Consider the following 22,723-nt stretch of genomic DNA (forward strand, 5'->3'; position numbering starts at 1 on the left):
TGTCAGCTCTTCTCCGTGACGGAGTTCTCGAGTTCGTCCAGGAAGCCGTCGATGAGGCGTTGCTGACGCGCGTCGTCCGCAAGAGACTCGCCCACAATGCGCGAAGCAAGCTCGGTCGCAAGCGACCCAATGTCGGCGCGCAACGATACGACAGCCTGTTGGCGCTCCGCATCGATCTGCTTGCCAGCAGTCTCGGAAATCCGCTCGGCGTCGAGGGCCGCCTTCTCACGGCCATCGGCGACGATCTGTGCCGCCTCGTGCCTGGCGTCCTCACGAATCCTCGCGGCCTCTGTGCGGGCGTCACGCAGTTGCGCCGTGTACTCCTCGAGGGCCGCTGCGGCATCGGCCTGTGCCTGCTCGGCCTTCGAGATGCCTCCCTGGATCAACTCGGCGCGCTCATCCAGCACCTTCTGAAGCTTGGGCAACAGATAACGCATGAACATCACGGCGATGATCACAAAGATGATGGTCGACCACAGGATGTCGTAGTTGGTCGGGAAGATCGGAACGAACTCCGACCCCGACTCGCCTGGCTCGGCCGCGAAGATGATGAGGCGGTTCATTACGTGAAGAGGTATCCGGTGATCAGGCCGAGGAGCGCGAGCACCTCAACGAACGCGACACCGATGAACATGGTGGTGCGCAGCTGGCCAGAGGCCTCTGGCTGGCGCGCCATGCCCTCGACGGTCTTGCCGATGAGGATGCCGAGGCCGATGCCGGGGCCAAGCGTCGCAATGCCGTAGCCGATGGTGGCGATGTTGCCAGTAACCTCGGCGAGAGTGGTGGTTTCCACTGGTGTTCCTTCCGTTGTCACGAGGCCGATCCGACCCCGCAGGTCTTGGGTGATGGTCTAGTGGGCTTCTTCTAGGGACATATTGAGGTACACGGTGGCGAGCATGACGAACACATACGCCTGGAGCAGTGCCACGAAGATTTCAAACAGCGTAAACGCGAGCGCGGCGGCAAGAGAAACTGCACCTGCTGCTTTGAGAGCGCCTGTCGCCTCCAGCAAGAAGTAGTGGGTGGCGGAAAAGGTCAGTACGAGCATCAGGTGACCGGCGATCATGTTGGCCGCGAGTCGCAGTGCCAGCGTCGCTGGTCGCAAGAAGAAGACCTGCAGTGCCTCGATGGGCGTGAGCAGGAAGTAGATGGGCCACGGAACGCCGGGAGGGAACAGGCTCGATCTGAGGTAGCCACCTAGACCGTGCTTGCGCACCCCTGCCCCGAGGTACATGACGTACACCCATAGCGCCATGATGATGGGCAAGCCGATGAGCGAGGTTCCCGCGATGTTGAGCAGCGGCACCACACCGGTGATGTTGAAGAAGACGATCGCAATGAACAAGGTGGTCAAGAACGGCACGTACTTGCGGGCCCGCTCCGCACCCATCACCTCCTCTGCGATCTGCACCCTCACAAAGTCGAGTGCCATCTCCACAGCGGCCTGACCGCGCCCTGGCACTACCTTGGCGCGAGCAGCCACAAGCCACACGATCCCGATCATCACGACAGCCGCGATGACACGCACCATCGTGATGCGGTTGAACTCGAGAATCGTGCCGCCGAATAGCAGGGCTTCAGGGTTGAGGTCCCCGACAGACGGCGGGTGAAAACCCGTCGAGGTGAAGAGCCACTCGAAGAAGTTCTGCGACGTGCCTTCGGCGGTGCCGTCGTCGACAGCCGTCAGCGCGGTGGCGGCCAGGTTCAGCACTCGCATCTCTCCCTGGGGTGGGCGGCAGGGCGCGCGTTCACGTGGCGCCCGTGACTGTGTGGAACTGGACGCAAGCCTAACCTATGACCGCTCGCCGTTAGAACTCGATCCGGTGTACGAAACTCGAGATCTCCTCACCGCAAACAGGTCTATCGCCAACGTTGCACTGACGCCAATCAGCACGACAATCCCGAAGGTCGAACGGTCGATGCCGTCGACGCGGCTCAGCAGCAATACTCCGACGACGATCACCGACATCTTGGCAAGCCACGCACCGCCGACGATGCTGGCGAAGACCGCGGGGTCGCGCCGATGACCCACGATCATCGCGCCCTGAGTCACCATCCCTGACAAGGCGGCGAGGGCGACCCCCGCGAGGGCGGCCCAGACACCATCAGGTCCGCGCAGGGCCGCCGCCGCCGCTGCGCTCACCACCGCGATGGCGGCGAGCGAGATGCCCGTCGCGGTCAAGGCCCACCGGTACGCCCTGGCCTCCGCGTCGTCGTTCGTGTCACCCGCCACGTTGGGCCTCCCGCTCCGTGTCCTGTTCCTGGTGGCGCCCTTCCGGCGTGATCTTACGCACCGGGGCCGCTGCCGCACCCATCCTGCGCCACGCGCGTCCAAAGAACCGACGCAGCCCAGGTGAGAAGGTAATCGCCGCCGCCGTGACCAGCCCGATTGCGAGCATCAGGGCCGCGTACCGCAAACGCACCACCACCACCGACGCCGCGGAGAAGGAGAAGACAAACGTCCACAGCCACAGCACCGCGACGGCCCACCGATGGGAGTGGCCGAAACGTAGCAGCCGGTGATGCAGGTGGTGGGTGTCCGGCTGGAAGGGAGACTGGCCCTTGCCCAGGCGGCGGAGGAACGCCAGCCCCATGTCGAGCAGCGGGATAGCGACCACCGCGAGCGGCAACAGGATCGGCAGGAATGCTGGGATCTGGGCGCGCTGACTGACCACCTCTGGGTCGATCTGGCCGGTCACGGTGATGGAGGCGGCCGCAAAGGCGAGACCCAGCACCATCGATCCTGAGTCGCCCATGAAGATGCGGGCGGGGTGCACGTTGTGCGGGAGGAACCCCAGGCACGCTCCCACCATGACCGCCGCAAGCAACGTCGCGAGCGAGGAGTAGTCGCCTGGGGACGCGTCCCGAGCGAGGGCGTACGTATAGACCATGAACGCCACGCCCCCAATGGCCACCAGGCCGGCCGCGAGGCCGTCAAGACCGTCCACAAAGTTCACGGCGTTGATGGCGACCACCACGATCACCACGGTCGCGATCAAGGACAGGTAGCTATCGCCGATCGTGCGTCCACCGATCGGCAGCGCGACGAGTTGGACACCTCCCCACGCCATCAGCAATGCGGCGAGGATCTGCCCTGCGAGCTTCGCCATCCAGTCGAGGTCCCAGACATCATCGACGACGCCGACGGCACACACCAGCCCCGCCCCTGCCATCACGGCCCAGGCGCTGTTCGACACCTCGAAGACTCCGGATAGGAACGGGATGGTCGAGGCGAGTAGCAGACCAGCGGCCAGTCCCAAAAAGATCGCGACTCCGCCGAGACGGGCCGTGGGCACCACGTGCACGTCGCGAGCGCGGACGGCCGTGACGGCACCCAGGCGGATCGCCAAGTGGCGCATCGCGGGAGTCGCGACGTACGTGACGAGCGCGGACACCACGAGCAGCGTCAGGTAGACCTTCATTTACGCGCCTGCCTCCTCGTCGAAGGCCTGCACACCGACGATCTCGACGAGTTGGTCCCAACTCACGCCGCCTTCTCGCACCACCCGCAGTGCGGTACCGCTGGCATCCACGATCGTCGACGCCAAGCCCAGCGCGCTGTCTCCTGCATCGAGATAGACGGACACGGCATCGCCCAACTGAACCTTGGCGTCGTCCGCCGTGGTGGCCGCCGGTTGGCCAGTCCGGTTGGCGCTGGTGACGGCGAGCGGCCCGGTCCGCGCGAGTAGCGCGAGAGCAGCGGCGTGGTCAGGGACCCTCAATGCGACGGTGCCGCGGGTCTCCCCCAGGTCCCACGCAAGGCTCGGCTGGGCCGCGACGATGACAGTGAGGGGGCCGGGCCAGCATGCCTCCATGAGCGCACGCGCCGGCGCTGGCACGTCGCGGGCGAGGCCGTCCACCGTGCGTACTGAGGGGATCAGCACGGGGGGCGGCATCTGCCGGTCGCGACCCTTCGCCGCGAGCACCCTGGCCACGGCCTCTGGCTGGAACGCATCGGCGCCCACTCCATAGACCGTGTCGGTCGGTAGCACCACAACTTCGCCACGCGACAACGCATGGACGGCGGCGTCAAGCGACGGACCCCACGTGGCCGGGTCGAAGCAGGGCAGAATCACGCCCCCAGTGTGGCATGACGGGGGCACCGGGCGGACGTGTCAGCGCCGCCGCGCCACGAGCATTCGATCGCGGCCCGTGAGGTCTTGGCGTGTCTCGATGTGGTGGAAGTCTCCGGCGGCGAGGGCGGCGTCGCGCGCCTGCGCGCCCTGCACCTCCGCATGCTCCATGACCAGCAGGCCGCCCGGCCGCAGCAAGCGCGCGGCGGTGGCGATCACCGCGCGGGGAACGTCCAGCCCATCCTCCCCGCCTCCGTACAGCGCCAATGCGGGGTCGTAGTCGCGTACCTCTGGGTCACGCGGGACGGCTCCCGGCGGGATGTAAGGCGGGTTGGAGGCGACGACGTCGACGCTTCCGTTGAGATCTTCGAGCAGCGCTGCATCCGTGACATCGCCTGTCTCCACACGCGGTCCAAGATCTCCGGCGGGGCCGACGCGGCCGACGTTGGCGCGCGTCATCCGGGCCGCGTCCGGCGAGGCGTCTACGGCTACCACGATGGCTCGCCGGACTTCCGCGTGTACAGAGGCCGCGATCGCGCCCGATCCGCAGCACAGGTCCACCACCAGCGGTGTGCCGCCTTCGTCTGCCAGCCGGGCAGCCTCGTCAATGGCGACTTCCGCGACCACCTCTGTCTCCGGCCGGGGCACAAAGACGGTCGGGTCGATCGTGAGCCTCACGTGACGGAACACCGTGTAGCCAAGGATGTGTTGCAGCGGCTCGCGGGCGGCGCGGCGAGACACCACCAGGGCGTAGTCGTCGTCAAAGCTCGCCGGAACGTCGTCCGGCTCAAGGACCGGGTACCGGGGCTCCCCCAACACGTGAGCGGCGAGTTCTCGGGCGTCGTGGTCGGGCGAGGGGACCCCAGCCGCGGCGAGCGTTCGGGCCGCCTCGCGCACCCGCTCGCCGAGCCGCGCCATTACTCCTCGTACGCGTCGAGCCGCGCGGCCTCGTCGGCGTCGATCGCCGACTGGATCACCGGGCCAAGTTCGCCCGCGAGCACGTGATCGAGGTTGTACGACTTGTAGCCGGTGCGGTGATCCGCGATGCGGTTCTCCGGGTAGTTGTAGGTGCGGATGCGCTCGGAACGGTCAACCGTGCGCACTTGCGACTTGCGGATGTCGTGGGCCTCGGCATCGGCTGCCTCCTTTTGGGCGGCCAAGAGGCGGGCGCGCAGAATGCGCAGCGCCGACTCCTTGTTCTGGAGTTGGCTCTTCTCGTTCTGACAGCTCACCACGATGCCCGTGGGAACGTGCGTGAGGCGCACGGCAGAGTCGGTGGTGTTGACGGACTGTCCGCCGGGGCCGGAGGAACGGAACACGTCGACGCGCACGTCGTTCATGTCGATCTCGATCTCGGAGACCTCTTCGACCTCTGGGTAGACGAGCACTCCAGCGGCAGAGGTGTGGATGCGGCCCTGGGACTCGGTGGCTGGCACGCGCTGCACGCGGTGCACCCCACCCTCGTACTTGAGGTGGGCCCACACGCCGTCTTGGGGCTCGGGATTGCCCTTGGACTTGAGGGCGACCGAGATGTCCTTGAAGCCGCCCATGTCCGTCTCTGTCGCCTCGAGCACCTCGGCCTTCCAACCCTTGGCCTCGGCGAACTTGAGATACATCTTCAGCAAGTCGCCAGCGAACAGAGCCGATTCCTCGCCGCCCTCTCCCGACTTGATCTCGAGGATCACGTCGCGGGCGTCGTCAGGATCGCGCGGGATCAGAATGCGGCGCAGGGTCTCCGTCGCCTGTTCGGCAGCGGCCTCGAGGTCGGGAATCTCCGCCGCGAACTCGGGGTCGGTCTCCGCCATGTCCCTCGCGGCGGCGAGGTCGTCTTGCGCGGCCTCCCATGCGTGGTGCGCCGCGACAACGCGGCCCAACTCAGCAAACCGCCGCCCGAGCGTGCGCGCCCTCCCCCCGTCGGCGTGAACCGCGGGGTCGGAGAGCTGATGCTCGATCTCGTCGTACTCGTCAAGCAACGGCTGGACGGCTGCGAATGCTTCTGCCACGTTGTCGCGACGCCCGGTCGCTTAGTCCTTGGCGCCGTAGCGCTTCTGGAACCTTGCCACGCGGCCTCCGGTGTCCATGATCTTCTGCTTGCCCGTGTAGAACGGGTGGCAGGCCGAGCAGACCTCGACGTTGATCTTGCCGGACGTGACGGTGCTGCGGGTCTCAAACACGTTGCCGCAGGTGCACGTGACAGTGGTGGCCACGTACTCGGGGTGAATGTCCTTCTTCATGATCTCCCTTTAGGATGCTGCCGGGTCCGTGTGCATACCTTGCGACGGTGAACCGGCCAGCCAGCGTTCCATTCTGCCAGAACGGAGCGCCCCCGACTAATCGATGCTCCCGCGGACGCACGGACAGCCTGACTGAGCAGTTGCGCGGGCCACAGCCCGTGCACATCTCTAGCAGTGCAACAGCGCACGCGGTGAGGCGAGACCGTGCTGCGGTGCACTTGTAGCGAACGGAAGTTCTCCACAGATCAGCCTCACGGGTTCCGCGAGCACTGTCGGCGACGGTTCGATGACATCATGCGCATCATCGCCGGGCTGTCCCCTGCACGAGGGACTCTCGATGAATACCTCGAGGTGAACCGCCATAGCTTCTCACGCGCCGAACTCCTGGACGTCTGGTCGCATCGACGCCTCACCGCAGCGGTTCGTCATGGATCCGTGGTGCGGATACTGCCCGGCATCTACTGTGGCGCGGCACACGCCCTCGACCCCATCGTCATGGGCGAGGCGCTCAATCTCTGGTATCCACGGGGCCTCGTGACCGGCGAACTGGCGCTTCACTTGTACGCTCAGGCGCTCCCGGTTCCGGCGCGAGTGGACCTTCTCGTGGAAGACGGTCAACACCTGCGCGCGCCCGACTGGGTGAGGCTTCATCAGACTGGCCCGTTGCGCGCGCAAGGGAGCCCTCAGGGTGTGGCCTCCGTCGTTCCCGAGCGCGCACTGTTGGACGCGTGGAGATACGCGGCGCCGCGCGACCGGCGCAGTGTGCTGTACGAGGCGCTCTGGGCGCGGGTCTGCACGTGGCGGCAGCTGCCGCGAGAGGCTGCGCGCACGCCACGGGTGGCGGGGCGACGCGAACTGGAGCAGGTGCTCGCATGGTTCGCTGAAGGCGCGACCTCACCGCTCGAGGTGCGGGCACAACACGAGACGTTCGCCGACGAGCGGTTCCACGAGTTCGAGTGGCAGGTCCACCTGAGGGTCGGGGCACGCAACGCGACTGTGGACATGCTGCACAGACGCGCGATGCTGGTAGTGGAACTCGACGGCGAGCGCTACCACTCGACGCCCAAGGCGCTGCGCTCGGATCGTGCTCGGGATGCGGACTTCCTCGCTGAAGGTTATGTGACCGTGCGGTTCGGTTGGGACGACGTGGTGCGGCGACCAGCGTGGTGTCGGGACCGGCTCCTGGCAATCATGACTACCCGGCTCGCGCCTCCTGGAAGTGCATGAACGCACGGTTGCGGCAATTGGCGTGCGCTCATGCACTTCCAGCGCGGGGGCCCGACGCCAAACCTGGCATCGGGCCCCCGTCGCGGAAGCGGAGACTATTCCTTGTCTTCCGGCCCTGCAGGCGTGGTCTTGGCCACGGTCATCAGGAATTCGGCGTTGGTCTTGTTCTCCTTGAGACGCCCGAGGAGCAGCTCAATCGCCTGCTGCTGCTCGAGTCCCGTGAGGACGCGACGCAGCTTCCAGTTGACCTTGAGCTCTTCCGGGCTGATGAGGATCTCTTCGCGGCGCGTTCCGGACGCGTTGACGTCCACTGCCGGGAAGATGCGGCGGTCGGCCAGTTGGCGCGACAGCTTGAGCTCCATGTTGCCGGTGCCCTTGAACTCCTCGAAGATGACCTCGTCCATCTTGGAACCGGTCTCGACGAGCGCGGTGGCGAGGATGGTGAGCGAGCCGCCGTGTTCGATGTTGCGGGCGGCGCCAAAGAAGCGCTTGGGCGGGTAGAGGGCCGACGAGTCGACACCACCGGACAAGATCCGGCCCGACGCTGGGGCGGCCAAGTTGTAGGCGCGGCCGAGGCGGGTGATCGAGTCGAGGAGCACGACGACGTCTTGGCCCATCTCCACGAGCCGCTTGGCGCGCTCGATGGCGAGTTCCGCGATCGTGGTGTGATCGTCGGCAGGGCGGTCAAACGTCGAAGCGATGACCTCGCCCTTGACGGTGCGCTGCATGTCCGTGACCTCTTCAGGCCGCTCGTCCACGAGCACCACCATGAGGTGAACCTCGGGGTTGTTGACCGAGATCGCATTGGCAATCGACTGCAACACGAGCGTCTTGCCAGCCTTGGGCGGCGAGACGATGAGGCCGCGCTGACCCTTGCCGATCGGCGCGACCAGGTCGATCACGCGGTTGGTGAGGTTGCGCGAATCCGTCTCGAGGTGCAGGCGCGCCTGCGGGTACAGGGGCGTCAGGTCGCCGAAAGCCGGGCGGGCCTTGGCCTCTTCCACCGTCATGCCATTCACGGCGTCGATGCGAGCCAGTGCGTTGAACTTCTGGCGCTGGCCGCGCTCGCCTGCACGCGGCAGGCGGGCAGCGCCGGTCACGGCGTCGCCCTTGCGCATGCCGTACTTGCGCACCTGGTTCATCGACACGTAGACGTCAGTCTTGCCGGGCAGGTATCCCGTGGTGCGGATGAAGCCGTAGTTGTCGAGGACATCGAGGATGCCACCTACCGGGGTCAGCTCCTCGTCATCCCTGACGTCGTCCTCGTCGTAGGAGTCGATAGGCGCGCTACCGCCTTGTTGGTTGTCGCGGCCACGGCCGCGGCTGCGGCCGCGTCCCCTGCGCCTGCGTCCAGAACGATCGTCGTCGTCTTGGTTGGCGTTGTCGTTGCCGCCCTGGTTGCGGTCATTGCCGCCCTGGTTACGGTCATTGCCGCCCTGGTTGCGGTCGTTGCCGCCCTGGTTGCGGTCGTTGCCGCCCCGGTCACCGCCACCTCGGTTGCGGTTGCCGCGCTGGCCCCTGTCGTTGCCGCCTTCGCCGCGCTCGTTCCCATCTTGCGTCGACTCGCCGGTGGCGGCGATGGCTACTGCCTCCTTGGCGCGGCGGGCGCGCTCGGCGGCGTCAGCTGACTCGGTTTCACGGTCGGTCTGACGCGCCGAAGTGTCGCCCTGCTCGCCATCACGACGCTCGGTGACGGGAACCTGACCCGCGGCGTCGTTCGCGTTGTCCGTAGGCTTGTACGCATCGTCACCAAACTGGCGTGATGCGCCGTCGGCCGTCTCGGCCGGCTTCGAGGCCTGTTCGGTGCGCGAGGGTGTCGCTCCGCCGTTGCTGATGGCGGCGACAAGGTCGCTCTTCTTCATCTTGCTCACGCCAGCGACGCCGAGCTCGGAGGCAAGGGCCTGCAGCTGAGGAAGCTTCATAGCGGAAAGGGCCGCGTTGGTGTTGCCGGCCACGCTTGTGTCTGTCACTTGATTCCTTTCCTCGCACGAGCCACGGTGGCTCCAGAGGTGCGAGTTGCCCACGTGCGCGCCATAGTGCGGAAACGTCGTCGTACACGACGCGCAATTCGTGGAATGGTGCTCGCCGGGGCACTTGGGTCCATCCGGGGAGCGCCTCAAGAGTAGCACCGGCGTGAGTGAGAGCGCAAAGACCCCTTGCCCACGGCACGGCGTTGCCGGCCGAGTCGCGTCGGGCGCAACTGCCTCAGGAGTCGATCGGAGCAGCAAACTGCGCGTCGTACAGCCGCGCGTAGGCTCCGTGGGCCGCGAGCAGTTCGGAGTGGGTGCCCTGTTCCACAATCGCCCCATGCTCCATCACCAGGATGACGTCGGCATCGCGAATGGTGGACAGTCGATGCGCGATCACAAAGCTGGTGCGATCCTTGCGCAGCTGCTCCATCGCGTGCTGGACCAGTAGTTCTGTGCGGGTGTCGACGGAGCTGGTGGCCTCATCGAGGATGAGCACGCTGGGCCGGGCCACGAACGCCCGCGCGATCGTGATGAGTTGTCTCTCACCGGCCGACAGGGTGCCGGAGTCGTCGTCGACCACCGTGTCGTAGCCCTCTGGCAGCGAGTGGACGAACCTGTCCACGTACGCCATGCGTGCCGCATCGAGGATCTCCTCTTCCGTGGCAGACGGGCGTCCGTACGCGATGTTGTCCCTGATGGTGCCGCCGAACAGCCACGCATCCTGGAGCACCATGCCCGTGCGGGAGCGCAAGTCGTCGCGAGTCATGTGCGCCGTGTCGACGCCGTCAAGGAGGATGCGGCCGCCGTCCAACTCGTAGAACCGCATCACCAGGTTGACGAGCGTCGTCTTCCCCGCGCCGGTGGGGCCGACGATCGCGACCGTCTTGCCCGGCTCGACCGTGAGCGACAGGCCGTCGATGAGCGGCTCGTCGTCCTTGTACCGGAAGGACACCTCGTCGAACTCGAGCTTGCCGTGGAACTCCTCAGGGGTGACCGGGTCCGCCGCGTCAGGCGTCTGGTCCTCGGCGTCGAGGAGTTGAAACACCCGCTCGGCGCTCGCCACGCCTGATTGCAGCAGGTTGGCCATCGACCCCAGTTGGCTCAGCGGTTGCTGGAATTGTCGGGAGTACTGGATGAAGGCCTGGACGTCGCCCAGGGCAAGGTTTCCGCTCGCGACCTTGAGGCCACCGACCACGGCGATGCCGACGTACACCAGGTTCCCCACGAACATCGCCGACGGCATGATGATGCCGGAAATGAACTGGGCTCCAAAGCTGGCCTCGTAGAGCTCCTCATTCTTCTGGGCGAACGTTGCCTCGACCTCGCGCTGGCGGCCAAACACCTTGACCAGCGCGTGCCCCGTGTACCCCTCCTCGATCTGTCCGTTGAGTTCGCCGGTGTGCTTCCACTGGTCGATGAACTTGGGTTGCGAGCGCTTGGCCACCGCGGTGACGATGCCCACCGTGAGCGGGATCGAGACGATCGCCACGAGCGCCAGTTGCCAGTCGATCGTGAGCATCATGATCAGCACGCCCACCACGGTCAAGACCGAGTTGAACAACTGGCTTAGGGTCTGTTGGAGGGTCTGGGAGACGTTGTCGATGTCATTGGTGACGCGGCTGAGCAGTTCGCCGCGCTGGTGGCGGTCAAAGTAGTTCAGGGGCAATCGGTTGACCTTGACCTCGACCCGTTCGCGCAGTCGATACACGGTGCGCTGCGTGACGCCGTTCAGGATGTACCCCTGCAGGTAGCTGAGCAGCGAGGACGCGATGTAGATGACGGCCACCGCCATCAGGATGCGATGCAACCTGGAGAAGTCGATGCCGTCGCCAGTGAGGAAGCCCTCGAAGATGATGGTGGTTGCCTCGCCCAAGATCTTGGGGCCGATCACCGCGAGCCCCACCGCCACGGTGCCGATCACCAATACCGCGATGACGACGACGGCCTCCCGCCTGAGGAGCGTGCTGAGCCTCGCGACGGAGCCGCGGAAGTCTTGAGGCTTCTCCACCGGCATGCCAGCCATGCCGCCGCCGGGGCCGTGAGCCGGTCGCCCCATGGGGCGCGCCACGGGCTTCTCTTCGTCGCTCATGCCACTCCCTCCCCGCTCACGCTGCCTCCTCCGCGCGCAACTGGGTCGACACGATCTCCCGATACGTCTCGGACGTCTCCAGCAACGCGGCGTGGGTACCCCTGGCGATGATGCGGCCGTCCTCCATCACCAGTATCTGATCGGCGTCCATGATGGACGAGACGCGTTGGGCCACGACGATGACGGTGGCGCCTGCGACCGCCTTGCGCAGTGCCGCCCTCAGGCGTGCATCGGTCGCGGTGTCAAGCGCGGAGAAGGAGTCGTCAAATAACAGGATCTGCGGCGAACGCACCAGGGCCCTGGCGATCGACAGTCGCTGTCGCTGCCCGCCGGAAACAGTAGTGCCCCCTTGGGAAACGGGAGTCTCGAGTTGGGCGGGCATCGCCTCGACGAAGCCGCGTGCCTGAGCCACGGTGAGCGCCTCCCAGAGTTCCTCCTCTGTGGCGTCGGCCTTGCCGTAGCGCAGCGTCGAGGCAACGGTGCCCGCGAACAGGTAGGGCTTCTGCGGCACCAGGCCGATCGAGGACCACAGCGCATCCATGTGGAGCTCGCGCACATCAACGCCGCCGACGCGCACCTGGCCGCCCGTCGCGTCGTACAGGCGGGGAATGAGGTTGAGCAGCGTCGTCTTCCCGGAGCCTGTCGACCCGATGATGGCGGTGGTGGTTCCGGGGGTCGCGGTGAATGAGACGTCCGCGAGCACCGGTTGCTCCGCGCCAGGGTAGGCGAACGAGACGCCGCGCAGCTCAACAGTGCCGGGAGTGGGCATGTCGGTGACGGGGTCTGCGGGCGGCACCACGGTGGATTCGGTCTCGAGTACCTCGCCGATGCGGTCGGCGGAGACGGCCGCGCGCGGCACCAACACAAACAGGAACGTCGCCATCATGACCGACATCAGAATCTGAATGAGATAGGTGAGGAACGCGAACAGCGCGCCCACGCCGATCTCACCCGACTGGACCCTGCTGGCGCCAAACCACAGCACGGCCACGGAGCCGAGGTTCATCACCACCATGACCAACGGGAACATGAGGGCCATGAGCCGTCCAGCGAGCAGCGCGGACTCCGTGACGTCGGCATTGGCCTTGGCAAACCGTGCGGTCTCTTCCGGCTCCCTCACAAAGGCCCTCACCACGCGCACGCCGGTGAGCTGTTCCCTGAGCACCTTGTTGACCTGATCGATGCGCTTTTGCATGCGCCTGAAGTGCGGCACCATCCGCGAAATGACCGCACCGACCCCCGCGAGCAGTACGGGGATGGCGACCACCATGATCCACGCCAGCCCGATGTCTTGGTGGAGCGCCATGATGACGCCGCCGATCGCCATGAAGGGCGCGCTGACCAGCAGGGTCGCGCTCATGAGCACGAGCATCTGCACTTGCTGCACGTCGTTGGTGGAGCGCGTGATGAGCGAGGGTGCACCGAAGTGCTGCACCTCGTTTTCAGAGAAGGTCCCGACGCGTCCAAAGACTTGGGCGCGCAGATCCCGGCCGACGCGCATGGAGAGCTTGGCGCCGAAGTACACGCCGGTGATGGCGCACCCCGCCTGCAGAAACGACAGTCCCAACATGATGGTGCCGACGCGCCAGATGTAGCCGGTGTCCCCCGTGGCGACGCCGTTGTCGATGATGTCCGCGTTGAGGCCCGGCAGGTAGAGGTTGGCGATCGATTGGGCGAGCTGGAACACGAGGACGCCCCACAACAGTCCCTTGTAGGGCGCCACCGATTTCACCAGCAATGTCCACAGCATCGGTTTAGCGCCCTTCCTTGACGATGCCGCGCAGGATGAAGTCCACGAGCTCGTCAGTTTCTACGTCGCGATCGGCGGTGAACATCGGCATCGAGGAGCCGAAGGCGAGCAGCCTGATGAAGAACACCGCGAGCGACTGGTCGACGCGAAGAGAATCGCTGTCTGGCGCGAACAGCGTGGCGAAAATTGCCGCCGCGCGAGCCTCGCCGCGCGGGTCGTTGCCGTGATCGTGAGCCGGCTTGCGGTGGCCAAGCGCCGAGATGATTCCGACGATGCCAGCGGACCTCTCCCTGAAGATGTCGACAACGGCCCTCACCTTGGACTTGAGCGCGAGCGAGGGGTCGATCTGCTCGAGCGCACGGAAGGTCGGCTCTGGGTCCATGAAGCGCGCGACCGCCTGCTGGATCAGCTCCTCCTTGTCGGCGAAGGCGCGGAAGATGGTGCCCTCTGCGATGCAGGCGGCGTCGGCGATGTCCTTGGTGGTGACGTCGGCTCCTTGACTCAGCAACAAGGGCACCACCGCGTCGAGAATCGACTCGCGCCTGTCCTCGACCGACATGCGGGGGGCGCGGCTCGGTGTCTGCGGGTTCACCAGGACACTGTAAGTGAGTGAGCACTCACTCCGCAACTCGCGGTGACGCATGCGAGGTCGCCAACACGGGCCTACCCTGGGCACGTGCCCCTTCCCGATGTCCTCGAACTCCCGCTCGTGATCAACCTGATCGCGGTGTTCTTTGGCGCGCTCGGCGGCACCTTGCGGGCGGGCGAGGAGGAGCACACCGACCTTGTCGGAGTCTTCACCTTGGCCGCGGCCATGGGCTTCGGCGGCGGTCTGGTGCGCGACATCTTGCTGGGCAACCTGCCGCCCGCGGCCTTTCGCGATCCCTGGTACCTGGCCGTCGCCGCTGGTGCGGCAGGGCTCGGCATGCTGTTCCTGTACTACCTGCGCAAGCTCGGCCCAGTGCTGTGGCCGATCGACACGATCGTCATCGGCCTGTTTGCATGCGTGGGAACCAACGCCGCGCTCATCGCCAACCTCGACCTGCTACCTGCCATCATCGTCGGCACCCTCGCCTCCGTTGGCGGCCTGATTCTGACGGACCTGTTGCAAGGCAGGCCCTCGTCCATCATGTACGTCGGCCCTCCCAACGCCGTGGCTGGCATGGCCGGCGCGGTCGCGTACGCGCTGCTCTACACGGGAACTCGGCCGCTCGTGTCCATGGGAGTCGCCGTAGTCGCCACCGTGCTGGTGCGCCTGACGGGCCCCGTGTTCCACGTGACCGTCCCCCAGCCGCGCAAGCGGGCCTACGACCTCAGGGTCAAGCGCCGCGAGAGCAGCCGCCTCATGGCGCGCCGTCGGAGGTCAGGCAAGGGCGGCACGGAAGCCGTCGAGTAGGCGCGGCAGAGGCAGCCGCGGCGTCGCACTAGCCGCGCGTGACGGCCACTCCGGGAACGGGGCCCATGGTGTGCACGCAGCGCCAGTGGTCATCGCCGATGCCCTCGGCCCAGTCGAGCGGCCCCGTCTCGAAGCCCGCGGCGCCCAGGTTCTGCCCGAGCACCAGCACTGAGGGACCCGCTCCGGAGACGACGGCCGCGACGCCCTTGCCGCGCAAATGCCTGACCATCGCGTCTGCCGCAGGGAGCATCGTGGCCCGATACCCCTGGTGCAGACGGTCCTCCGTGGCGGCGAACAGTCGCTCGGGGTTGCCAGCCAAGGCGGCCACCAACAGCGCGGCGCGGCCCACGTTGAACGCGGCATCCGCGTGCGGCACCAACTCTGGAAGCACCGCGCGGGCCTGCTTGGTGGGCAGTACCGACTGAGGGATGAGCACTGCCGTCTCGATGCCTGGCGCCACGGTGAGCGGCACCGCGTGCGCGCCGTCCGCGTCTTGCCACGCAGCCGCCGCTCCCCCGTAGATCGCGGGCGCGGCGTTGTCGGGATGGCCCTCGAACTGAGTGGCCAAGCGCAGCATCTGCTCCGGGCCCAGCAACTCCGGCTCGGCAATCAGGCCGCGCACCGCGGCAATCCCCGCCACCACAGCGGCTGCGGACGACCCGAGGCCCTTGCCGTGCGGAATCGAGTTATGCGCGACGATGCGCAGGCCGGTATGGGAGGCGCCCACGGCGTCGGCCGCCTCCCTGATGGCTCTGACGATCAGGTGGGTCTCATCGCGAGGAAGGCTGTCTGCGCCCTCTCCCTCGATCTCGATCTCGACGGCGCGGGCGCCCAACGCCCACACCTCCACCTCGTCGGTGACGCCCAGCGCCATGCCGAGCGCGTCGAAGCCCGGGCCAAGGTTGCCAGCGGTCGCGGGAACGCTCACGCGGACGTGATCGGCGGCGTAACGCATGTGCTCTACAGTCCCAGCACCGAGGCCGCGGCCTCAACATCGACGGGGATGACGGTGGGGTCCAGGGTGCGGTCGCCCAGCGCGGTCGCCGTGTCCTTGAGTCCGTTGCCCGTCACGGTGCACGTGATGGTGGCGCCGCGCGGCACTTCGCCTGCCGCGGCGGCCGCCAGCAATCCAGCGATGGGCGCGGCCGACGCTGGCTCCACAAAGACCCCCACCTCGGCTGCCAGCCGGGCCTGGGCGGACAGGATCGCCTCGTCTGTGACGGCGCGAATCCACCCGCCGGACTCGTCCCTGGCGGCGACGGCCAGGTCCCACGACGCGGGCTTGCCGATGCGGATGGCGGTCGCGACGGTCTCTGGGTCCTTGATCGGGTGACCGAGCACGAACGGCGCGGCGCCAGCGGCCTGCACTCCCCAAATCTTGGGTGTGCGCGAGGCACGACCGGCCTCGGCGTACTCCTTGAAGCCCATCCAGTACGCGGAGATGTTCCCGGCGTTGCCCACGGGCAACATGTGGATGTCGGGGGCCTCGCCCAGCTGGTCGACAATCTCAAACGCTGCGGTCTTCTGACCCTGCAGGCGGTAGGGGTTGACCGAATTCACCAGCGCGATCGGATAGCTTTCGCTGAGTTCCCGCACAATGTCGAGGCATTCGTCGAAGTTGCCGTCCACTTGCACCAGGTCAGCGCCATGAACGATCGCCTGCGCCATCTTGCCCGCCGCGATCTTGCCTTGGGGAATCATCACGACGCACCGCAGGCCCGCGTGGGCGGCGTAGGCGGCGGCCGATGCGGAGGTGTTGCCGGTCGACGCACACACGACGGTGTGGTCGCCGTCCTTCACCACTTGGGTGATCGCGGACGTCATGCCGCGGTCCTTGAACGACCCGGTGGGGTTCATGCCCTCGTACTTGACGAGCACCTCGGCGCCCACCTCCGACGAGATCTTCTCGGCGTAGATGAGCGGCGTGCCGCCCTCGCCGAGCGACACGATGCGATCGCTCTCGTCAAAGGGAAGGTGGTCCAAGTACTCCCTGACGATGCCCCGCCACACTTCAGCCACGATTACTCCCCTTCGATTCGGAGAACGGAGCGAATCTCGGCCACGGCGTCGGAGCCCCTCAAGGCATCCAGCACCCTCGTGACCTGTGACTCTGGGGCACGATGCGTGGAGATCACCACGGTCGCGAGGCCGGTATCGGCCCCTGCCACCTTCTGACGCACCTCTTCGATCGACACCCCGTGCTGCGCGAGGGTGGACGCAATCCCTGCCAGCACGCCCGGCTCGTCGTGCACGGTCATGCGCAACTGGAACCGCGAGGACGTGGCCTCGATGGGAAGCACGGGATGGTCAGCGTAGTGAGACTCGCGTGGCCCGCGGCCGCCCTGCGCGATGTGCCGCGCGGCCGAGACGATATCCCCCAACACGGCCGACGCCGTGGGTACGCCACCGGCGCCCTGGCCGTAGAACATGAGTTCGCCTGCCGCCTCTGCCTCGACAAAGACGGCGTTGAAGGCGCCGTGCACCCCAGCGAGCGGGTGGCTCAACGCCACGAGCGCGGGATGCACCTTGGCGGACACGCCTCCGGCGGTGCGCTCCACGATGGCAAGCAACTTGATGACGTGACCGGACTCGGTAGCCGCCGCGACGTCGGCCGCGGTGATGGCGGAGATGCCCTCGCAGTACACGTCGCTCAGGTGCACGCGCTGGTGGAAGGCGAGCGACGCAAGGATGGCGGCCTTCGCGGCGGCATCGTGACCCTCGACGTCTGCGGTCGGGTCCGCCTCCGCGTAGCCGAGATCCTGAGCCTGCTTCACCGCGACGTCGTAGTCGAGCGCCCTGGTGGTCATCTCATCGAGCACGTAGTTGGTGGTGCCATTGACGATGCCGAGGATGCGCTTCACGTGGTCGCCTGCGAGGGACTCGCGCACGGGGCGGATGATGGGGATCGCCCCAGCCACCGCGGCCTCGAAGTAGAGATCGACATTGGCCGAGTCGGCGGCCTCGAACAACTCCGGGCCGTGGGCCGCCAGTAGCGCCTTGTTGGCAGTGACCACCGCTGCGCCAGCGCCTATCGACTCGAGCATGTAGCTCTTCGCTGGCTCGATGCCGCCCATGAGTTCCACCACCAGGTCCGCGCGCTCGATGAGGCCGTGCGCGTCTGACGTGAGCAGCGAGGGGTCGATCACGGCGTCGCGCGGGGCGGAGGTGTCGCGCACAAAGATGCCTGCAATCTCGATGGGTGCGCCGACGCGTTGCTCTAGATCGACCGCGTTTTCCGTGAGCAGTCGCACCACTTGGGTGCCGACGGTTCCGGGGCCGAAGAGGGCAATCTTGACGGGGTTCGCTGGCTCAGACACGGGCCCAGCCTAGCCGAGGCACGCCTCGCGGCAGGGCGTCACGCCACCGCGTCGTACAGGGCGTTGGTCCACTCCGCGCCCTCAGAAACAGGGAACACGTCCGTCGTGTCAATGTTGAAGAAGTGCAGCTGCACCGTGAGCCCGTCGGCCGACTTCTGGCACATGGCCAGAGAGTAATCCTGCGGGCCAGCCTCACCGTCGAGGGTGACTGTCACGTCCGGGTTCAGGCGGCAATCGACGCCGTCGACCGTACTGACCGGATGCATCTCGTGCACCCCCGCACGCTCCTCCCACGCCTCGCCCTGGTCCTTCGACCACAGGCCGGGAGTGTCGCCCCTGACGACCACAGCGTCGACGCCGGCCCCCAGCCCCTCCGTCGTGTAGTAGCCCGCGCCAGCGTCGGCGCCGCCGTAAGCGGCCGAGATGCGCTGGGCCCAATCCTGGTAGGTAGGCGCCATGCCAGCGGCCGACTCGAGGCACGAGCTCAACTGATCCGGACTGTCGTCATACGTCTTCTCGCACGCCTCGGAATAGACCCACAGGTCGCCCACCTGGTCAGGCAACTCGATCACGCTTCCGCCAACTGCCTGCGGCCCAGAGTCAGAGCCCGCGTCCGACGAACATCCCGCCAAGGTCACCACGGCAAGCACACTTGCGCCGGCCATCCATCTGCGCGAGTGCGCCCACCACGTGTGCGAAGTCACTGTCGCCCCCTAGAAACTGTGTCTCGGTACGCATCCCCGGCGCTTCCGACGGCGTCATGCTAGCGCACCGGTAGGCGCGGCGGCATGGGACGCGCGCCAGGGTTTCCCGCCGGGAGCCGATCATCCCGCACAATGGGCCCATGGCCGAGCGGAGGGTGTTCGCGCGCGAGCGGTGGACCCCTCGCCGGATTGCGGGCTTTGCCGTGCGCTTCGCCGCGCTCCAACTGCGCTCCCTGGTGTTCGCGGCCGTCATCTTTGCCGCCATCGCCGTCACGAGCGTCGTCTCCCTGCCCCTTGCCAGGTACGACGCCCTGCTGATCATCGGCGTGGCACTGACGCTTGGACTGTGGTGGGCTGGCTGGGAATCCGGCCGCGAGGTGGCGGTGATCTGCGCCTTTCACCTGCTGGGCCTCACGATGGAGGTCTTCAAGGTGCACGCCGGGTCGTGGGACTACCCGGAGAGCGCATTCACCAAGGTCGCTGGCGTGCCGCTGTACGCGGGCTTCATGTACGCGGCGGTGGGCTCGTACATCGTCCAGGCGTGGCGGCGGCTCGAGTTGCGCGTCACCCACTACCGCCCGTTGCCGCTGACCCTGTTGGCGGTCGCGGCGTACCTCAACTTCTTCACGCACCACTGGATCTGGGACGTGCGGTGGCTCATCGCCGCCCTGTTCGTAGTGGAGATGCGCCGCACGATGGTGCACTTCACGGTGGGCAGGCGTCGCTACTTCATGCCGCTCGCTGCGGCGTTCGTGGCGATCGGCTTTGCGCTGTGGATCGCGGAGAATGCCGCGACGTTCTTGGGCGCGTGGCAATACCCCAACCAGGCAGAGATCTGGGAGGCGGTGCACGTGGGCAAGTTCGGATCGTGGTCCCTGCTCGTGTCTCTCAGCTTTGTGCTGGTGGCGACCGTCAAGCGCTACGAGGGCGAGTTGTACGGCGTGCGCGGGCAGCGTCCCGCCGTTCAGGTCGAGCCCCCGGCGCCACACGGCCTGCTACAACCGGGCGCGGCCGACGCAGATCCGGCCTAACGTCACACGTGCGTTTTCACGCCTCGCGGTAGATCCACCACCCGACCGCCTAGGCCACGTCGCTCAAGCCCCGCCACGGCGTCGGCGCGCAACTCGGTGAAGTGCGCCCAGCCATCGACGTGGACGGGCACGACGGTGGCGTCAGGCCACATCGCAGCCACCCGTGAGGCGCGGGAGGCGTCGAGCGTGAGTGGCGCGGTGCCCCGGTTGATGACTTTGGCCGACCCCATGCAGAGCAGGGCCAAGCCCACGTCAGGATGGTCGGCGGCGATGCGACCCGCCACGGCCACCGAGGAGTTGTCGCCCGAGAAGTAGACGGTGGGCCACCCCTGGGCGCGCAGGATGAAGCCGATGACGGGGCCAAGTACGGGGGCGAGGGCGCGCGGACCGTGTTGAGCGTGGACCGCCGTCACCGTCACATCTGCTTCGCCAACGACCACGCGAGTGTCGCCAGGCTTCATCCCCACCAGACCAGGCACGCGCTTGGCGCCCTTCGCCGTGGTGAGCGCGAGCGCCGCGTCCAGGGCGACCGCTCGTCCGGCGTCGTCAAGGTTGTCGGGGTGGTGGTCGTGAGAGACCAGCGCGAGGTCCACGGGCCCCAACTCCGCGGCGCTCACCGCTGGCCCTTCCGTCTTGGTCAGGCCGCTGCCATGGCGACCAGGGGGATCGAACGTCGGATCGGTGACGATGGTGAGTCCCGCGTAGCGCATCGCCACCGTCGGGCCGCCAACCAGGGTGAGTGTCACTGGAGAGGTCATGCGTCGATCCTGGCACAACGCTCGCTGGCTGGCGGGTGCGCGCTGGCTGGCACGTGCTGGCCGGCATTTAGGGTGGACGCATGACTGAGCGCGCGAAGGTCCTGATGGTCTGCACCGGCAACATCTGCCGCTCCCCCGCCATGCATTACTTGGCTGCACGCGAGTGGGCCGAGGCGGCCGACGTCACGTCGGCTGGCATTTCCGCAGAGGTCGGGATGGACGCCACCCCGGAGATCCGCCGGTCGGCTACATCGCATGGAGTCACCTTCCCCCGTCACCGGCCAACCCAACTGACCGCGCAACTCGTGGAGCGCGCGGACCTCGTGCTGGTCGCCACCGAGCAGCATGCCCGCTGGATCGAAAGGGAGGTCGGCTACTGGCCCAAGCACATGTTCGGCCTGAAACAGGCGGCGGAACTAGCCACCAGGGCGCGGCCCCCGGAAGGCGACACCCCCGCCGAACGGCTGCGGGCCGCAGCAGGGGCGCTGCTCGTTGCCGGGCAACAGGAGCGCACCCCGCTACGCAGCCTCGATGACCCGTGGAGCCTTGACCAGGGCACCTACGACAGGGTGATGACCGAGATCGCAGACGCCGTGTCAACCCTCACCGAATGGGCCTCGCTGCGCTAGCTCACTCCCCGAGCGTTCGGGGGAATGCGGAGGATGCCGTCGGCCCCACGTTCGGCCCGTCCCTCAAGCTCATCCGAACCGGTCGTGTGATCCTCGCGGCTTTCGGCGTCGATGTCGGGGTTGTCCTCTGACATAGCCGCTGCGTCGGACATCAACTGCTCGTCCGGCTTGGCGGGCTCTTCGAACTCGCTGCGGCCGCGCTCCTCGCGCTCGCGCTCTACTTCTTCCGCGATGTCTTCAAGGGTCTGCGTGCCCTCCGTGACGTCCTTGTCGCTGTGCGTGGACTCGTTCATGGGTGTCACTCCCTTTCCGTATGTCCCTCGCTGGCGGAATGCCCGCCTACTAGGTGCAACAGGGGTGCGCCTGCGCGTGTTCCAATTCCCGTCCCGAACGGCCCTTACCAGGGATGACGCCGCAATGGGCGCGGTACTAGATCTCTGCGCCGGAGTTGCGCAGCGTGACCGTCAAGTCGTGCGGACGCGACGCGATCGCAATCGCGTCCTCGTACGTCACGTGGCCCCCCGTGACCAGCTGGAACAGGTGCTGGTCGAAGCTCTGCATCTTGTAGTACTCGCCCTCGGTGATCAGGTCCACGATGGGCGGCTGCGTCGACGGGTCGACAATCGCCTCGGCGATGCGCCCGTTGTTGATCATGACTTCAGCCACGAGCGCCCGGCCGGTGCCGTCCGCGCGCCGCACCAGTCGCTGCGAGATGATGCCGCGCAAGGTCTGGGAGAGCGTCGCACGCACCTGACCCTGCTCGTGCGGAGTGAAGAAGTCGACGATGCGGTTGATGGTGTCCTGAGCGTCCACGGTGTGCAGCGTGGCAAGCACGAGGTGACCGGTCTCGGCTGCGGAGAGCGCCGCGCGCACCGTCTCGATGTCACGCATCTCGCCCACGAGGATCACGTCGGGGTCCTGACGCATGGCGCCGCGCAGGGCGTTCATGAAGTCCAGGGTGTCCGAGCGCACCTCGCGCTGGCTGATGATCGCCTTCTTGTCGTTGTGCAGCACCTCGATCGGGTCCTCGATCGTGATGATGTTGACCTCGCGGTAGGTGTTGATGAGGTCGACCATCGACGCGAGCGTGGTGGTCTTGCCGGAGCCCGTTGGGCCCGTGACCAGCACCAAGCCGCGCGGCTCAAGCGCGAGGTCAGAGACCACCGGCGGAATCCCCAGCTCTTCCATCGGCTGGGCGCCAACGGCGACCCGGCGGAACACCAGGCAGTCAGTGCCGCGCGCTACGTACGCGTTGACACGGAAGCGGCCCACTCCCGACAGGGAGAACGCGAAGTCGGCCTCGTGGATGTCGCGGAACTGCGCCACCAGGTCCTCTGGAAGCACCTGGGCCACCATGTTGCGGGTGTCCTCGGGCTTCAGCGGCGGAACCTGCAGCTTGCGCAGGCGGCCGTCGACACGAATGCGCGGCGCAGACCCGACCTTGCAGTGGAGGTCGGAACCCCCTGTGGACGCGAGCGCGTGCAGGAGGGGTATGACGGAAACGGGCTGGTCGCTCACGGTTGCTCCATCGGCATCACGGCACCT

At 66.9% G+C, this 22,723-nt stretch carries 24 protein-coding genes; 4 read left to right on the forward strand and 20 right to left on the reverse strand.

The genetic code is table 11. From position 1 onward, the window contains the following. Positions 1-2 precede the first annotated feature (2 nt). From QZZ33_RS00540 to rpmE, 9 genes are all read right to left on the reverse strand, one after another. Positions 3-563 carry a F0F1 ATP synthase subunit B gene (locus QZZ33_RS00540; protein WP_291377515.1) on the reverse strand — a complete coding sequence of 187 codons (561 nt, stop codon included), beginning with the start codon at positions 561-563 and terminating at the stop codon, positions 3-5. After that, positions 563-793 carry an ATP synthase F0 subunit C gene (atpE, locus tag QZZ33_RS00545; protein ID WP_291377516.1) on the reverse strand — a complete coding sequence of 77 codons (231 nt, stop codon included), beginning with the start codon at positions 791-793 and terminating at the stop codon, positions 563-565. Before atpE ends, QZZ33_RS00540 begins: the two co-directional genes overlap by 1 nt. A 57-nt stretch (positions 794-850) precedes the next feature. Further along, positions 851-1,717: a F0F1 ATP synthase subunit A gene (gene atpB, locus QZZ33_RS00550; protein ID WP_291377517.1), complete on the reverse strand. Its 867-nt coding sequence runs from the start codon at positions 1,715-1,717 to the stop codon at positions 851-853. 75 nt (positions 1,718-1,792) lie between these two features. Further along, entirely contained in the window at positions 1,793-2,233 is a 441-nt protein-coding gene (locus tag QZZ33_RS00555) for a hypothetical protein (protein ID WP_291377518.1), read from the reverse strand. Further along, complete coding sequence (locus QZZ33_RS00560) at positions 2,223-3,422, reverse strand: MraY family glycosyltransferase (RefSeq protein ID WP_291377519.1); 1,200 nt, start codon at positions 3,420-3,422, stop codon at positions 2,223-2,225. Before QZZ33_RS00560 ends, QZZ33_RS00555 begins: the two co-directional genes overlap by 11 nt. Beyond that, a complete protein-coding gene (locus QZZ33_RS00565) occupies positions 3,423-4,076 on the reverse strand; it encodes an L-threonylcarbamoyladenylate synthase (protein WP_291377520.1) in 654 nt (217 codons plus the stop codon). A 39-nt stretch (positions 4,077-4,115) separates the two neighbouring features. Continuing rightward, positions 4,116-4,991: a peptide chain release factor N(5)-glutamine methyltransferase gene (gene prmC / locus QZZ33_RS00570; protein ID WP_291377521.1), complete on the reverse strand. Its 876-nt coding sequence runs from the start codon at positions 4,989-4,991 to the stop codon at positions 4,116-4,118. Beyond that, complete coding sequence (gene prfA / locus QZZ33_RS00575) at positions 4,991-6,076, reverse strand: peptide chain release factor 1 (protein ID WP_291377522.1); 1,086 nt, start codon at positions 6,074-6,076, stop codon at positions 4,991-4,993. Before prfA ends, prmC begins: the two co-directional genes overlap by 1 nt. A gap of 21 nt (positions 6,077-6,097) precedes the next feature. Then, positions 6,098-6,307 carry a 50S ribosomal protein L31 gene (rpmE, locus tag QZZ33_RS00580; RefSeq protein WP_291377523.1) on the reverse strand — a complete coding sequence of 70 codons (210 nt, stop codon included), beginning with the start codon at positions 6,305-6,307 and terminating at the stop codon, positions 6,098-6,100. 294 nt (positions 6,308-6,601) lie between these two features. Here rpmE and QZZ33_RS00585 point away from each other — a divergent pair, with 294 nt between their 5' ends. Next, the gene (locus tag QZZ33_RS00585) at positions 6,602-7,534 is read left to right on the forward strand and encodes a DUF559 domain-containing protein (protein WP_291377524.1); all 933 of its coding nucleotides are present in this window, start codon (positions 6,602-6,604) and stop codon (positions 7,532-7,534) included. Between the two features lie 95 nt (positions 7,535-7,629). Here QZZ33_RS00585 and rho read toward each other — a convergent pair whose 3' ends face one another. The 4 genes from rho to QZZ33_RS00605 form a co-directional block, all read right to left on the reverse strand. Beyond that, entirely contained in the window at positions 7,630-9,504 is a 1,875-nt protein-coding gene (rho, locus tag QZZ33_RS00590) for a transcription termination factor Rho (protein ID WP_291377525.1), read from the reverse strand. Positions 9,505-9,739: 235 nt separating this feature from the next. Then, positions 9,740-11,593, reverse strand: a complete 1,854-nt coding sequence (locus QZZ33_RS00595) for an ABC transporter ATP-binding protein (RefSeq protein ID WP_291377526.1) — start codon at positions 11,591-11,593, stop codon at positions 9,740-9,742. Between the two features lie 16 nt (positions 11,594-11,609). Then, a complete protein-coding gene (locus tag QZZ33_RS00600; protein WP_291377527.1) occupies positions 11,610-13,343 on the reverse strand; it encodes an ABC transporter ATP-binding protein in 1,734 nt (577 codons plus the stop codon). A gap of 4 nt (positions 13,344-13,347) precedes the next feature. After that, a complete protein-coding gene (locus QZZ33_RS00605; protein WP_291377528.1) occupies positions 13,348-13,935 on the reverse strand; it encodes a TetR/AcrR family transcriptional regulator in 588 nt (195 codons plus the stop codon). An 84-nt stretch (positions 13,936-14,019) separates the two neighbouring features. On the opposite strand from QZZ33_RS00605, the gene QZZ33_RS00610 reads away from it, so the two are divergent. Then, complete coding sequence (locus QZZ33_RS00610) at positions 14,020-14,739, forward strand: TRIC cation channel family protein (RefSeq protein ID WP_291377529.1); 720 nt, start codon at positions 14,020-14,022, stop codon at positions 14,737-14,739. Between the two features lie 28 nt (positions 14,740-14,767). Here QZZ33_RS00610 and thrB read toward each other — a convergent pair whose 3' ends face one another. The 4 genes from thrB to QZZ33_RS00630 are packed head-to-tail and all read right to left on the reverse strand — an operon-like array spanning position 14,768 to position 18,760. Next, complete coding sequence (gene thrB / locus QZZ33_RS00615; protein ID WP_291377530.1) at positions 14,768-15,694, reverse strand: homoserine kinase; 927 nt, start codon at positions 15,692-15,694, stop codon at positions 14,768-14,770. Between the two features lie 5 nt (positions 15,695-15,699). Beyond that, positions 15,700-16,758, reverse strand: a complete 1,059-nt coding sequence (gene thrC, locus QZZ33_RS00620) for a threonine synthase (RefSeq protein ID WP_291377531.1) — start codon at positions 16,756-16,758, stop codon at positions 15,700-15,702. Between the two features lie 2 nt (positions 16,759-16,760). Further along, positions 16,761-18,056, reverse strand: coding sequence for a homoserine dehydrogenase (locus QZZ33_RS00625; protein ID WP_291377532.1), 1,296 nt, complete (start codon positions 18,054-18,056; stop codon positions 16,761-16,763). Between the two features lie 38 nt (positions 18,057-18,094). Then, positions 18,095-18,760: a hypothetical protein gene (locus tag QZZ33_RS00630; RefSeq protein WP_291377533.1), complete on the reverse strand. Its 666-nt coding sequence runs from the start codon at positions 18,758-18,760 to the stop codon at positions 18,095-18,097. A 140-nt stretch (positions 18,761-18,900) separates the two neighbouring features. On the opposite strand from QZZ33_RS00630, the gene QZZ33_RS00635 reads away from it, so the two are divergent. After that, positions 18,901-19,791, forward strand: coding sequence for a DUF817 domain-containing protein (locus QZZ33_RS00635; protein WP_291377534.1), 891 nt, complete (start codon positions 18,901-18,903; stop codon positions 19,789-19,791). A gap of 2 nt (positions 19,792-19,793) precedes the next feature. Here QZZ33_RS00635 and QZZ33_RS00640 read toward each other — a convergent pair whose 3' ends face one another. Beyond that, entirely contained in the window at positions 19,794-20,549 is a 756-nt protein-coding gene (locus QZZ33_RS00640) for an MBL fold metallo-hydrolase (protein WP_291377535.1), read from the reverse strand. A gap of 80 nt (positions 20,550-20,629) precedes the next feature. Here QZZ33_RS00640 and QZZ33_RS00645 point away from each other — a divergent pair, with 80 nt between their 5' ends. Continuing rightward, positions 20,630-21,178, forward strand: coding sequence for a hypothetical protein (locus tag QZZ33_RS00645; protein WP_291377536.1), 549 nt, complete (start codon positions 20,630-20,632; stop codon positions 21,176-21,178). Here the strand turns inward: QZZ33_RS00645 and QZZ33_RS00650 are convergent. Both QZZ33_RS00650 and QZZ33_RS00655 read right to left on the reverse strand, forming a co-directional pair. Next, a complete protein-coding gene (locus QZZ33_RS00650; protein WP_291377537.1) occupies positions 21,175-21,471 on the reverse strand; it encodes a hypothetical protein in 297 nt (98 codons plus the stop codon). The genes QZZ33_RS00645 and QZZ33_RS00650 overlap by 4 nt on opposite strands. 136 nt (positions 21,472-21,607) lie before the next feature. Continuing rightward, entirely contained in the window at positions 21,608-22,696 is a 1,089-nt protein-coding gene (locus QZZ33_RS00655) for a PilT/PilU family type 4a pilus ATPase (RefSeq protein ID WP_291377538.1), read from the reverse strand. Between the last annotated feature and the right edge of the window lie 27 nt (positions 22,697-22,723).

Source organism: Demequina sp. (assembly GCF_016278775.1).
Taxonomy (GTDB): Bacteria; Actinomycetota; Actinomycetes; order Actinomycetales; family Demequinaceae; genus Demequina.